At 31.2% G+C, this 13040-nt stretch carries 12 protein-coding genes; 7 read left to right on the forward strand and 5 right to left on the reverse strand.

Going from position 1 to position 13040, the window contains the following annotated elements; all coding sequences use genetic code 11:
• The first annotated feature begins 177 nt into the window (after positions 1-177).
• The 6 genes from FLAK523_RS09000 to FLAK523_RS09025 all read left to right on the forward strand — a co-directional run bounded on the left by FLAK523_RS09000 (position 178) and on the right by FLAK523_RS09025 (position 7339).
• Entirely contained in the window at positions 178-2928 is a 2751-nt protein-coding gene (locus tag FLAK523_RS09000) for a PAS domain S-box protein (RefSeq protein WP_248902770.1), read from the forward strand.
• 6 nt (positions 2929-2934) lie between these two features.
• Positions 2935-3663 (forward strand): ATP-binding protein, encoded by a 729-nt coding sequence (locus tag FLAK523_RS09005; RefSeq protein ID WP_248902771.1) that lies wholly within the window; start codon positions 2935-2937, stop codon positions 3661-3663.
• A 4-nt stretch (positions 3664-3667) separates the two neighbouring features.
• On the forward strand, positions 3668-4078 hold the full coding sequence (locus FLAK523_RS09010) for a response regulator (RefSeq protein WP_248902772.1): 411 nt from the start codon (positions 3668-3670) through the stop codon (positions 4076-4078).
• A gap of 21 nt (positions 4079-4099) precedes the next feature.
• Complete coding sequence (locus FLAK523_RS09015; RefSeq protein WP_248902773.1) at positions 4100-4516, forward strand: response regulator; 417 nt, start codon at positions 4100-4102, stop codon at positions 4514-4516.
• An 11-nt stretch (positions 4517-4527) separates the two neighbouring features.
• Positions 4528-6876 carry a hybrid sensor histidine kinase/response regulator gene (locus tag FLAK523_RS09020; protein ID WP_248902775.1) on the forward strand — a complete coding sequence of 783 codons (2349 nt, stop codon included), beginning with the start codon at positions 4528-4530 and terminating at the stop codon, positions 6874-6876.
• 91 nt (positions 6877-6967) lie between these two features.
• On the forward strand, positions 6968-7339 hold the full coding sequence (locus FLAK523_RS09025) for a response regulator transcription factor (protein WP_248902784.1): 372 nt from the start codon (positions 6968-6970) through the stop codon (positions 7337-7339).
• A 286-nt stretch (positions 7340-7625) separates the two neighbouring features.
• On the opposite strand, the gene FLAK523_RS09030 is transcribed toward FLAK523_RS09025, so the two are convergent.
• Positions 7626-8294, reverse strand: coding sequence for an FAD-binding oxidoreductase (locus tag FLAK523_RS09030; protein ID WP_248902786.1), 669 nt, complete (start codon positions 8292-8294; stop codon positions 7626-7628).
• Positions 8295-8708: 414 nt separating this feature from the next.
• Here FLAK523_RS09030 and FLAK523_RS09035 point away from each other — a divergent pair, with 414 nt between their 5' ends.
• On the forward strand, positions 8709-10241 hold the full coding sequence (locus FLAK523_RS09035) for a SulP family inorganic anion transporter (protein ID WP_248902788.1): 1533 nt from the start codon (positions 8709-8711) through the stop codon (positions 10239-10241).
• Positions 10242-10332: 91 nt separating this feature from the next.
• On the opposite strand, the gene FLAK523_RS09040 is transcribed toward FLAK523_RS09035, so the two are convergent.
• From FLAK523_RS09040 to FLAK523_RS09055, 4 genes are all read right to left on the reverse strand, one after another.
• The gene (locus FLAK523_RS09040) at positions 10333-11241 is read right to left on the reverse strand and encodes a patatin-like phospholipase family protein (RefSeq protein WP_248902789.1); all 909 of its coding nucleotides are present in this window, start codon (positions 11239-11241) and stop codon (positions 10333-10335) included.
• Between the two features lie 37 nt (positions 11242-11278).
• Positions 11279-11653 (reverse strand): hypothetical protein, encoded by a 375-nt coding sequence (locus FLAK523_RS09045; RefSeq protein ID WP_248902791.1) that lies wholly within the window; start codon positions 11651-11653, stop codon positions 11279-11281.
• A gap of 211 nt (positions 11654-11864) precedes the next feature.
• Positions 11865-12413, reverse strand: coding sequence for a histidine phosphatase family protein (locus FLAK523_RS09050; protein ID WP_248902792.1), 549 nt, complete (start codon positions 12411-12413; stop codon positions 11865-11867).
• A gap of 12 nt (positions 12414-12425) precedes the next feature.
• Entirely contained in the window at positions 12426-12899 is a 474-nt protein-coding gene (locus tag FLAK523_RS09055; protein ID WP_248902793.1) for an SRPBCC family protein, read from the reverse strand.
• Positions 12900-13040 lie beyond the last annotated feature (141 nt).

A 13040-nucleotide genomic window follows, 5' to 3' on the forward strand; every position in this document is an offset into this window, starting at 1 on the left:
TAAATTATCTATGAGTTTTTTTAATATCTTGAAAACTCAATATTAGAGAATTAATCAGTTTTTTTATTTAATTTAGGTTCTAGAAAATATAAATTATATAATTTTGTCCTGAAATTTTTAGTGTATATGTTTAAATTTTTGTATCCTTATAATTATTAAAAAAACAAACTTATTAAGATGAATAAACCTCCAGTACCATTAAACGAATTTGATAGACTAAAGGCGTTGGATAGTTTTTCTATTATGGATAGTTTACCTGAAAAGGAGTATGATTCTATTACACAATTAGCATCTTATATTTGTGAAACACCTATTGCTCTGGTAAGCTTATTGGATGAAAATAGACAATGGTTTAAATCCAGTGTTGGTCTTGGAGCTAAAGAAACGTCAAGGGATATTTCGTTTTGCCAATATACCATTATGGGGGATGAAATTTTTGAAGTTAATAATGCTTTAGAAAATGAAATATTCGTTAAAAATCCATTAGTAACTGGAAATCCAAATATCCGGTTTTATGCGGGGGCCCCATTAAATGATTCAAATGGTTTTAATTTAGGGTCATTATGTGTAATCGATACAGAGTCTAGAACTTTATCTGAGGAACAAAAAAAGGCACTAAAAATATTAGCTGATCAAGTAGTTTCTTTATTGCAATTAAGAAAAAAAAACACAGCATTAATTAATACCCAAAAAGAGTTTCAAAGCTTCATTGAACTTTCAAAAGATTTAGTTTGTATAGCAAATGTTGACGGGTTATTTCTCAAAGTGAATCCTGCTTTTGAGACAGTATTAGGCTATGATAAAAAGGAGTTAGAAGGAAATCCATTTATAGGTTTTGTTCATAACGATGATTTAGAGAAAACGTATAAAGAGGTTGAAAAACTATCTAAAGGACATAAAACAATAAGTTTTGAAAATAGATACCGCTGTAAAAACGGAAAATATGTTCAATTAAGTTGGAATACTTCTCCAGACCCTGAAACTGGAAATTTGTATTGTATCGCTAGAGACATTACATTCGAAAAACAACAACAAAACGAACTTTTAGACATTACTACTGATTTAACGGCAATATTAAATTCTACTGATTTTTCAATTATTGCAACAGATTTGGATGGAACAATTAAACAATTCAATAAAGGAGCTGAAGTCTTGCTGGGCTATAAAGCGGATGAATTAATAGGAAAGACATCTCCTGCAATTCTTCATAAAATAGATGAGGTTGTCAAACGATCAGAGGAATTGACAATAGAACTTGGTGAAAAAGTAGAACCTGGATTTGATGTTTTTGTTATTAAAGCAAGGAAATCTTATGTGTCAGAGACTTATGAGTGGACCTATGTGAGAAAGGACGGTAGTACTTTTCCAGTATTATTATCAGTTACTGCGATTAAAAATCAATTAGGGGAGATTACCGGATATTTAGGGATAGCTAAGGATATATCTAAAGAAAAAGAATTTGAACTTAATTTAATTAATAGTAAAAAATTAATTGAAGAGTCTCAAAGAATTGCTAAAATAGGGAGTTGGAAATTTGACTTAATTACTAAAAACTTAATTTGGTCAGATGGACATTATCGTATTTTTGAATTGGAGCAAACGCCAACTGAAAAACTTAATGAAGCTTATAGAAGTAGGATTCATCCAGATGATTTAATTGCTTTAGACGAATTAAGTGATAAGGTGATGCAAACGGGAGATGATTTTAAAATCAAATACAGAGTTGTTTTTCCTGATAAAAGAATAAAACACATCATCGAGATAGGGCAGCCTTTTAGAAATGAATTTAATGAAGTCATTGGAATTCAAGGTACAGTTCAAGATATTACTTTAATCACACTTGCTGAGCAAAAAATTGAAGCAAATATTAGAGAAATTGAACATATTAAAGCAGCTTTAGATGAATCAGCAATTGTGGCCGTTACAAATCAAAAAGGGATTATAACCTATGTAAATGACAAGTTTTGTGATATTTCAAAATACAGTAGTGAAGAACTTATAGGTAATGACCATCGTATTGTAAATTCAGGATATCATTCTAAAGCGTTTATTAAAAATATTTGGGTAACGATTTCAAATGGGGAAATATGGAAAGGAGAAATAAAAAATAAGGCAAAAGACGGTTCTTTTTATTGGGTAAATACTACTATAGTTCCCTTTATAGATGAAAACGGAAAACCATACCAGTATATTGCTATTCGTAATAATATCACTGAACAAAAAGAAGCACAGAAGAATTTAAAAGTAGCCTTGTTAAATCTCGAAAAGAATAACAAAGAACTTGATCAATTTGCATATGTTGTTTCGCATGATCTTAAAGCACCTTTAAGAGCAATTAATAATCTAGCGGAATGGATTGTTGAAGATATGCCTGAAATGCCTGAAGAAGTAAAGTATAATTTAGGCTTATTGCGTGGTAGAATTTTAAGAATGGAGAATTTAATTAACGGTGTGTTAGATTATTCAAGAATAGGAAGAACCAAAATAAAAAAAGAGTCTACTGATTTAAAAGTAATGTTAGACCAAATAGTTGAAACTATTGTGCCTAATAAGGAATTTGAGGTTTCTATAGATGAAAATATGCCAACTATTATGGGACCTAAAATTTTACTAAATCAAGTTTTTAGTAACATAATAAGTAATTCCGTGAAGTATAATGACAAACCTATTGGAATAATAAGCTGTAAGTATAAAGAATTACCTGATTTTCATCAATTTACTTTGACTGATAACGGACCTGGAATTCCTAATGAATATCATAAAAAAGTATTTCAGGTATTTCAAACAATTGAAGCTCGTGACGTAAAAGAAAGTACAGGAATAGGATTATCCATAGTAAAGAAAATAATTGAGGAACAAGGAGGAGAGATCTTCATAGAATCCGAAGAAAATATAAACACAAGTTTTATTTTTACTTTGCCTAAATAAAAAGATATGGAAGAACCGGATACAAAATGTCAAGCCAAGTTAGAATCACTAAAAAAGGAGTTTGAGGATTTTATTTATATTATTTCGCATGATATGAAAACGCCTATGAGAGCAATCTCAAATATTTCCAACTGGATAGAAGAGGATTTAGGCGCAACGATTAATCCATCGATTAAAGAGAATTTTAATTTATTAAAAAACAGGGTGCAACGTCTTGAAAATATGATGAATGCAATGCTTGAACTTTCCAGAGTTGAAAGATATGATATGGATTTTATTGAAGTAAATATTCCTAAATTAATTGATGAAATTATTTTTATAACTAAAGATAAATTAAATACTGAATTCCATATTTCTTTACATTTGAAAAATGAAAATTTCATCACCTATATAAAGAAATTAGAAAAAGTGCTATTAAGTGTAATCGATAACTCAGTTCGATTTAACAATAATATAAAAAAGAATGTTTATATTGAGGTCGTTGAAACTGATATTAACTATGAATTTGAAATCAAAGATGATGGATTAGGGGTAGAAGAAGCGGTAAAAGATAAAATTTTTGATATTTTTTATACCGTACATTCAAAAGATGTGTTAGACACAACAGGATCGGGATTAGCGATTTCTGATAAAATATTAAAATTCGTTGGAGGAAATATTGAATACAAAAAAAATCCATCAGGTGGCTCCATTTTTAAAATGATATGGCCAAAAAACATTGAAATAAAAAAATAAGATTATGACACAGAAATTGGTAAATATTTTATTAGTCGAAGATGATGAAGTCGATGTAATGAATGTGAAAAGGGCTTTTGCTAAAAACAATATAAAAAACGAACTTTTTGTTGCAGGAAATGGAGTTGAAGCACTTGAGATGTTGAATTCTTCTATTGTGCCATTGCCTAAAATAATTATTTTGGATATTAATATGCCCAAAATGAACGGTATCGAATTCCTTAAAATTATGAGAGAAGATGATAGATTTAAAAACATCTCTGTTTTTGTAATGACAACATCAAACGAAGATAGTGACAAAATAAATGCTTATAATTTGAATGTAGCTGGATACATATTAAAACCTTTGTCCTTTGAAAAATTTCTTTCTTCTGTTGCCACTTTGAAGAACTTTTGGCAATTATGCGAACTGTAATTTTTTAATTCTAAGACAACTATGTTAAGTACTAATGTGTTACTTGTTGATAACTGTAAAACAGATATTGATAAAATTAAAAAAGCTTTTTCAGAAAACTGTATTCATTTTAATTTGAATATTTCCGAAAATGTAAGTGAGGCTTGGTTGCTTCTCCAAGGTAAAAGTAAATTATCCCCAACACCAAAAATTATGTTAATCGATATTAACGAACAAGGTATTGATGGATTGGATTTAATTCGAAAAATAAGGAAAAACCCTTTTCTTAAATCAATTTTAATATATGTCATTACAAGTACTGATAACGATATTAATAAAATAGCTGCATTTGATTTAAATGTAGCGGGATATCTACACAAACCAGATGATGAAGAAAAATGGGATGCCTTTTTTTCAATACTTAATGATTATTGGAGTATTATTAAATATTCAAATTAAAATAAAATAGGATGACTAAAGCTTTGAAAATATTAATTATAGATGATGATAATGTAGATTCAATTACGATTATTCGTTCCATATCTCAATCTGGAATAATTGCAAAAGTTGAAAGTGTTTTCTCGGGAAAAGAAGGTCTGGAAAAAGCAGAGTCATTTCAATACGATTTGATATTTTTGGATTATATGATGCCTGATTATGATGGGATTAGTTTTTTAAAAAAATTAAGGGAATTAGGCAATGAAACCCCAGTTATATTTGTCACGTCTCAAGGTGATGAAAAGATTGCAAGTCAAGCTATACTTGAGGGCGCCTCAGATTATATTCCTAAAACATTACTTACTCCTGATGGGGTTTCCCAGAGCATAAGAAATACTATTAAACTTCACGAAAGCTATAAACTGCGTAAAAATGCTGAATTAGAACTAAATATTAATGTCAAAAGATTAGCTGAAGCCCAACAACTTGCTAAAATCGGGAGTTGGGAAATTAATTTATTTAATAATAATGTTTATTTCTCACAGGAACTATTCGAAATCTTTGAATTAGATAAAAAAAGCATTCCCTCAATCGAGCTGTTAAAATCTAGTATGACATCTACAGATGACAGAAAGCAGTTTGATAATAAACTTGAAGAAGTAAAGAGCACAATAAAAAATGTAATTCTTAGTCATAATATTAAAGCACATAAAGGAACTCATAAACACATTACTGAATATATTAAATGTCTGTTTGATGAAAACGGAAAACCATTAAAAGTTTTAGGTACGGTTCAAGACATAAGCGAACAAAAACAGAATGAAGAAGAACTAGTTAAAGCTAAAAACATCGCTGAAGAATCAGTAAGGGTAAAAGAGCAATTTCTAACTAATATGAGTCATGAAATTCGGACTCCAATGAATGGAATCATTGGATTTACAAAAATTCTTGAAGATACTAAACTTGATAATGATCAAAGACAAAGTGTAGAAGCCATAAAAACTGCGGGTAATAATTTAATGATTATCATTAATGATATTCTTGATTTTTCTAAAATTGAAGCTAATAAAATGACATTTGAAGCTGTTGACTTCTCTTTGTCTAAATTAGTAAACTCAGTAATAGAATTGTTGTCCCCTGTCTCGAATGATAAAAAAATAAAATTAATTAGCCATATAAATCCTCAAATAGAGGATGTAATAATAGGCGACCCTACAAGATTATCTCAAATTTTAATAAATCTAGTCGGTAATGCCATAAAATTCACTGATAAAGGATATGTAGAGCTTATAGTCGACTCTGAAAATGCTCCAGATATAGAAACTAGTATTCGTTTTACAGTAGTAGATACAGGAATAGGAATCGAGCAGAAAAAGATAGATTTAATATTTGAAAGCTTTAATCAGGCTTCAAACGAAACTTCAAGAAAATTTGGAGGAACGGGATTAGGGCTTACCATTACCCGTAGATTAATTGAATTGCAAGGAGGAACGATTACAGTAAAAAGCGAAATTTCAAAAGGGAGTGAATTTTCATTTGCAATTCAATATAAAAAGGGACAAAAAAACATAATTGAATCTTCAAATAATGATAATAAACCACTGTCTTCCGAGTTTTTAAAAGACATAAAAATTTTATTAGTGGAAGATAATATGTTAAACCAATTATTAGCTGTAAAAGTATTCCAAAAATGGAATAAAGAAATTGATATTGCTGATAATGGATTAATCGCTATTGACAAAATCAACAGCAATAATTATGATATTATTTTGATGGATGTTCAAATGCCGGAAATGGACGGGAATGAATTAACTAGTTACATTCGTTCTAATATGGGTATGAAAGCTAATGTACCTATCATAGCTTTAACTGCTCATGCGACTGTAGGCGAGGAAATGAGATGTCTAAATAACGGGATGAATGATTATTTATCTAAACCTTTTGATTTTAAAGTATTATTAGAAAAATTAAGGAAAAGTTTATCAAATTCCGGTAAAATAAAAGAGGCTAAAAATAAACTAGGTGAATCTACTAAAATAATAGATTTTAAATATTTAAATGAATTTGCCGATGGAGATATTGATTTTATTCAAAATATGGTTGCCTTGTTTATTCAAAACACTCCTAAGACTTTAGATAAAATAATTGAATCTAATATTAAAGATGATTTAAATGAATTAAAAAATGAAGTTCATAAATTAAAATCCTCCGTTAGTTTATTAGGAATAGAAAAGGCAATGAATTATATTGAAGTAATTGAAAATGAATTAGTAGAAAATCCATTGAGTGATAAAAGAAAAAAAGCAGTTGATAATTTAAAAATTATTTGCAATAAAGCTATCGAATTTTTAAAAACGGAGAAGGATTTAATTCTAAAATAGTGTTTTATAATACAACAATTTTCTTTTAATTAGTATTTGATTTTGTTTGTATTCTTAATTATAAGCATACTTATTTATATAAAAGTTTAAAATGAAAATAGTAATAGCCGAAGACGAGGAAATGTTGCTAAAGGCAATGGAATTTAAACTGTTAAAAGAAGGTTTTGAAGTAATAGCCTGTTCTAATGGGGAAGAAGCTATGGAACAAATTGTATCCCAAAACCCGGATATCATTATTACAGATATTATGATGCCTATTGTTAACGGTTTAGAAATTGTTAAGAAAGTAAAAATGGAATTAAAACTTACTATTCCTATAATTATTCTTTCATCAGTAGGATTTGAAAACACCGTAGAGGAGGCTTTTGCCTTAGGTGTGGATGATTTTATTACAAAACCATTTAACCCTTCTGAATTGATAATTAGAGTTAAACGTCAATTATTAAGAGTAAAAAAACAATAAGAGTATAAAATTGGGCCACTAAAATGACCTTCTGAGTTGTACTTATTATTATGTATTTATGCGAATCAAGGATTGAAAGCCTGTATTTTGTGCCGTTAGGCACTTAATATTGGTAGTAATTAGGTTCAAAATTTATTAGCGTGCCGTAGGTACGCAATACCTATCGTTTTGTTGCGTACCTACGGCACGCTAAATTCGTTTCAATTCATATTTTCTACCAATATTTAGTGCCGCTAGGCACATTCGAACCCTTGATTCGCATTATTTAATAATAAGTACAATTTTATTATTTTTCGAATACTATTGCATCAACTTTGGCTCCAAAATCCAGTAAAAGTGCAGATATGCTTTTTACAAATTCTGGAGGTCCACAGATGTAAAAATGCTGACTGAAATCGGAAATATTTTCAATAAGATATTTGCGATCAATTCTCTTCCCTATAAACCCCATTACATTTTCCCGGGTATATAATTTTACAAAATCATCTTTTAGCATTTCCTGTAATTCCGCTTCCATAATGACATCTTCGGATGTTTTATTGGAATAGATAAGTCGGTTACCTTTAAGCTGATTCTTTTTATGTAAATCCCTGAATATGGAAATAAAAGGTGTGATTCCAGCTCCTCCCGCTATAAAAACACCGGGGCCTTTATATTGAATTGCTCCCCAGACATCTTGAAGAATTAATTCAGCTCCCGCATTAACTTTGCCTAGTTCATTTGTAACTCCTTGATGTTCATTGTAAATTTTAATCATGAATTCGAGGTAATTCTCTTCTCTTAAACTAGTAAAAGTAAATGGTCTCGATTCCTCTTTCCATTCGGGTAGATTAATGGAAATTTTAGTTGCCTGACCAGGAATAAAGTCATATCCATCGGGCTTTTCAACTACAAAACGTTTTACATCGTGGGTAATGTATTGGGCTTGTAACACTCTAACGTTATAACTGTTCATATTGATTGATTTAAAAAGTTTATGTTTTAAATGGGAGTACATGATTTTCGTTATACGGCAAAAGTCCGGTAGGGTACGAAAGCTTAAATTTACAAAAAAAAACACACAAATTTGTAGTTTTACCGATGTATGTTGTTGTTTGTGAGTTTGTTAATTTTTAAAGAGGATAGGGATAAAAAGTAAATATCGGGCCAAATTTGAGCGATTTTACATTTCTATTTTCACATCGGCTAAAAAAGATTTACATTTGCAATTCTTGTAAAAATGAGATTTTATCTTTTTTCTTCAAGTCGGCAAGCCTTTATTTAGGCATTTTGCAAACGAATCACCCCAATTTTTTATTGGTTTATTATCCATTTCGGAATCATCATTTTTTCCGGTTACTTATTATTTTACAAATCTTTACAGAAAAGAATGAAACAGTATTTCAATTTATTCGACTTTAAACAAAAAGTCAACTACAAAACCGAAGTTTTAGCAGGATTAACCGTGGCTATGACAATGATCCCCGAATCGCTTTCTTTTGCTATTCTAGCTGGATTTCCTCCTTTGGTTGGTTTGTATGCTGCATTTATAATGGGATTAGTTACTGCTATATTTGGCGGAAGACCAGGAATGGTTTCCGGTGGAGCAGGAGCAACGGTAATTGTTTTAATTGCCCTAATGAAATCACATGGCTTAGATTATGTTTTTGCGGCTGTTGCTTTGGCAGGAGTATTGCAAATTATGGTTGGCTTATTCAAGCTTGGTAAATTCATACGTTTAGTGCCTCAGCCCGTAATGTTCGGGTTTGTGAATGGATTGGCGATAATTATTTTTATGTCACAAATAGAGCAGTTCAAAACATTAGTGAATGGGGAGAGCGTATGGCTATCTGGTAATCCATTGTATATTATGGTGGGATTGGTAGCTTTGACTATTGCTATTGTGATGTTATTCCCAAAAATAACTAAAGCAATACCGGCTTCATTAGTGGCTATAATTGTGGTTTTTGGGTTAGTATTGGGCCTTGGCATAGACACTAAAACAGTAAGTGATATTGCATCGATAAGTGGTGGTTTTCCTCCTTTTCACGTTCCAGATATCGCATTAAATATTGAAACGCTAACACTGATTTTTCCTTATGCCTTGATTATGGCTTCAGTAGGTTTAACCGAAGGCTTGTTGACTTTAAATTTAGTTGATGAAATGACGGGGACTAAAGGGAGCGGAAATAGAGAATGCATCGCTCAGGGAAGTGCCAATATATTAAATGGTTTTTTCTTTGGTATGGGTGGCTGTCCTATGATTGCCCAAACATTAGTTAACCTTTCAGCAGGTTCAAGAGCCCGTTTGTCAGGTATAGTTGCTTCTCTGGCAATTCTGGGTATCATTTTATTTGGAGCGCCCGTAATTGAACAATTGCCTATTGCGGCTTTAGTGGGGGTAATGATTATGGTGGCTATTGGAACATTTGAATGGGTTAGTTTTCGAATAATAAACAAAATGCCAAAACACGATATTTTCGTTTTACTATTAGTTGCTTTAATTACGGTTTTACTTCATAATTTGGCTTTAGCCGTATTAATTGGGGTAATTATTTCAGCTTTAGTATTTGCTTGGGAAAGTGCCAAACGTATTCGCGCTAGAAAATTTATAGATGATAAAGGGGTAAAACACTATGAAATTTACGGTCCGCTTTTCTTTGGTTCAACTGCTGCATTTTCTGAAAAATTTGATGTTTCGAATGATCCATTGGAAGTGATAATTGATTTTAAAGAAAGTAAAATTTCGGATATGAGTGCGATTGACGCCGTGAATAAAATAACGGAACGCTATGCTAAAGTGGGTAAAAAAATCCACTTGCGCCATTTGAGTGCTGATTGTCGTCAGTTATTAAAAAATGCTGATGATGTTATTGAAATTAACATAATTGAAGATCCAACCTATAAAGTAGCTGTAGATTAGTTGCATTTTATTCTGGAAATAGATATTAAAAAGCCGTTGTAGTTATTTCTACAACGGCTTTTTATTGTTTCGAATAAAACGAAATGTAACGTTATTTGGGTGGTTTTATGTGATGTTTAAGAGGGCTTTTGTTTTGGAACAATTCAAAACCTTGTTGCCACCATTTTTTCATTTGATCTGCATCAAAAATATAGGGATGTACTGTTAGTATTTGATCGATATAATAAAAATGAATAGCAACATGTTTGTTAGCGGCTTCCAGACGGGCAATTATTAAATCATCTTTTACAATTTGGTTTAGCATAAAGTCAAAAGAACGGAGTAATACCTCCATGGCATTATGAAGGGGCGGATTGTCGTAAACCCGTTTTTCAAGTCTTAAAACAATTACATCAATAGCGGTAGCCCCTTTTTTTATGGCCTCCTGTACTGGGATTAAGTTCCCAAAACCCCCATCGCCATATTCCTCCCCATTTTTAGATAATAGACTCATTAAAGGAACTAGATTAGCCGAAGCCCATATCCAATCACAAAAATCATCATAGTTATAATCGTTAGATGATTTATGTTCTACAATCTGTTTGGTGAAATTAGCAACAGTAACGACTACTTCTTTATTTAAAACTTTCAACTTTTCGAAATCAGATTCCGTGAAGTTATTCCGAATCAAGTTTCTTAAATTGTCACTATTTCCAAAAGTTTTTCGGTTTTTTATGAATTGAGTTATCATCCCGAAATGATTTATTTTAGTCTTTAGGATTCCGTTTTTCTTTTTAACAATAAATGGGGAAACCGAAAAAACATCTTCCTGACGGATAGTAGTGTATATTTTTTTTATTCGATCAAGATCACCTATTGCCAGGAAAGGAACCAATAAGCTACCCGTTGAAGTACCTATGTAAATGGAATACTCTTTTTTACATTGATTGATAAGATATTCCGAAATACCTCCTGCAAATGCGCCTTTACTGCCTCCTCCTGAAATGACTAATGCATTCATAGAAAATAGAATCAAATTAAAAACAGGTATATTGAATCTACCAAAGCGAGTGTTCGATAGTGGATCCGTGCATAACAGTAAGCTTAACTGTTGCAGCCCATTCCATCATAGAATTAAAATCTAGCCAACTTTCCTGTGCTTGTTTCCAGTGGTCTTCTAATCCTTCCGGATTTTTATAAACCTCATAAAGAGTGAACGTTGTGTTGCCTGTGGTGGTAGACGATGGATCTAATGGATTAGAATGTTCTGGTCCTTTGGCAACATTATAACGCATTAAAGCAAGCTCACCGTTTCTAGCGTGGGTTTTTTTCATCCATTTAGCATGGCTTGCAAAAATTCTATCTCCTTCTGCAATTGCATCTGGTCCTGCAGTGAACATCATCGTGATCATTGTGTTTCCTTTTTGTGACATGTTGTTTGTTTTTAGATGAAACAATACCGGCTAGTGTGTTTTATTTACTGTACCGGATGAACTATCAAATATACAAAATAATTTACATTTTTTGAAGGATATGTGCTGATAATGAGCAGTGTAGATTTTAAGTGTTTGTGTTTGTTCTAATCGAAATAATTATAGGGAAGTTTGAAGTTTAAAGATGAAAATTTTTCAAAAATGTATGATTTTATTTTCCTTTCATCATTTGTTCTCCTTCATTATTGGAGTTGGGTTGGCCATAATGAGAGACTGAAACAATAGCAGAACCATCCTGATTTATTGTTAACTTAAAAAAGTAATCATATTCCTGATCCGTAATACGATCAATAGGCTTTTTTCCTCCTAGAGCTTCAATCATTTCTAATACAGTATTGGAATGCCCTATTATCAACACATTTTTACCTTGGTTGTCTTTTAAGATTGTATTTGCATTGTTTTTTAACTGCTGAGGATCATAAAAAAGTATTGTTTTATGTTGTCTAATAGCCGTAGGAGTTGCAGTCAGTTTTGTACGGTTGTAATTAGTAGAGTAGATGTTTTGTAGTTTTACTTTTTTTAGTTTTTTAGCTAATACTTTTGCTCTAGACTGTCCTGTTTCAGATAAAAGGGGATCTTTATTACCTGGGTCAGTAGTGATTTTTTCTGCATGACGTACAAGATAAATGGTTGTTGGATTTCCTGTTTGTGCCGAAATTTTGAAAGCGAATAATAGTACTATTAATAATATTTTTTTCATCTGTCTTCTATTTTATTTACCGTGTTGAGAAATTTCTTTAGGGAATTTATCCGCTATTAAGTTTAGGTTTATATTGTGTTCAAGATAAGCTTTTAATCCGTCCAATACAGTCGTGAAACCAGCTGTAGAATCTTTAATGGCTGCTATTAAAGCATCATTTTCTAGTTGGGGACCATAATGTTTGATTGTTACATAAGTTGTTCCGTCACTTAAAGAATTAAAATTAAAATCGACAGAAGTACTTGGGTTTCCCCAATCAATAACAATTTTCTTGTTTGGTATAATTTCTTTGACAAATACAGTAGCCGAAACGGAATACATTTCCCATTCCCAAGTTAGGGTTTTACCCACTTCTAATTTTGAGCTCCCTTTAGTAAACCAAAAATTTGATGTAATTGCGGGGTCAATAAAGGCTTCGAAAACAACATCTACTGTTTTCCTAATTAGCATTTGTGTTTCGGAATACGAGGTGTTTGTATGATTCATAATCCCTTTCTATATTGTTTTTTGGTTTTGTAATTGGCTTGTCAAGGAGTCACAATATTACAAATTATTTTAATTAATTTCCTTTAATTATTTATAGATTAGTTTGACGTAATTGTATTTCAGTATGATTACTCTTTATTA

The organism is Flavobacterium sp. K5-23, assembly GCF_023278045.1.
GTDB lineage: Bacteria > Bacteroidota > Bacteroidia > Flavobacteriales > Flavobacteriaceae > Flavobacterium.

Excerpts from the sequence above, each read along its gene's own strand:
- FLAK523_RS09050 (WP_248902792.1), bottom strand. The coding sequence starts at position 12,413 with ATGAAAAAAATATTATTAATAGTACTATTATTCGCTTTCAAAATTTCG.
- FLAK523_RS09015 (WP_248902773.1), top strand. The coding sequence starts at position 4,100 with ATGTTAAGTACTAATGTGTTACTTGTTGATAACTGTAAAACAGATATT.
- FLAK523_RS09010 (WP_248902772.1), top strand. The coding sequence starts at position 3,668 with ATGACACAGAAATTGGTAAATATTTTATTAGTCGAAGATGATGAAGTC.
- FLAK523_RS09005 (WP_248902771.1), top strand. The coding sequence starts at position 2,935 with ATGGAAGAACCGGATACAAAATGTCAAGCCAAGTTAGAATCACTAAAA.
- FLAK523_RS09030 (WP_248902786.1), bottom strand. The coding sequence starts at position 8,294 with ATGAACAGTTATAACGTTAGAGTGTTACAAGCCCAATACATTACCCAC.
- FLAK523_RS09000 (WP_248902770.1), top strand. The coding sequence starts at position 178 with ATGAATAAACCTCCAGTACCATTAAACGAATTTGATAGACTAAAGGCG.
- FLAK523_RS09025 (WP_248902784.1), top strand. The coding sequence starts at position 6,968 with ATGAAAATAGTAATAGCCGAAGACGAGGAAATGTTGCTAAAGGCAATG.
- FLAK523_RS09045 (WP_248902791.1), bottom strand. The coding sequence starts at position 11,653 with ATGTCACAAAAAGGAAACACAATGATCACGATGATGTTCACTGCAGGA.
- FLAK523_RS09055 (WP_248902793.1), bottom strand. The coding sequence starts at position 12,899 with ATGAATCATACAAACACCTCGTATTCCGAAACACAAATGCTAATTAGG.
- FLAK523_RS09020 (WP_248902775.1), top strand. The coding sequence starts at position 4,528 with ATGACTAAAGCTTTGAAAATATTAATTATAGATGATGATAATGTAGAT.
- FLAK523_RS09035 (WP_248902788.1), top strand. The coding sequence starts at position 8,709 with ATGAAACAGTATTTCAATTTATTCGACTTTAAACAAAAAGTCAACTAC.
- FLAK523_RS09040 (WP_248902789.1), bottom strand. The coding sequence starts at position 11,241 with ATGAATGCATTAGTCATTTCAGGAGGAGGCAGTAAAGGCGCATTTGCA.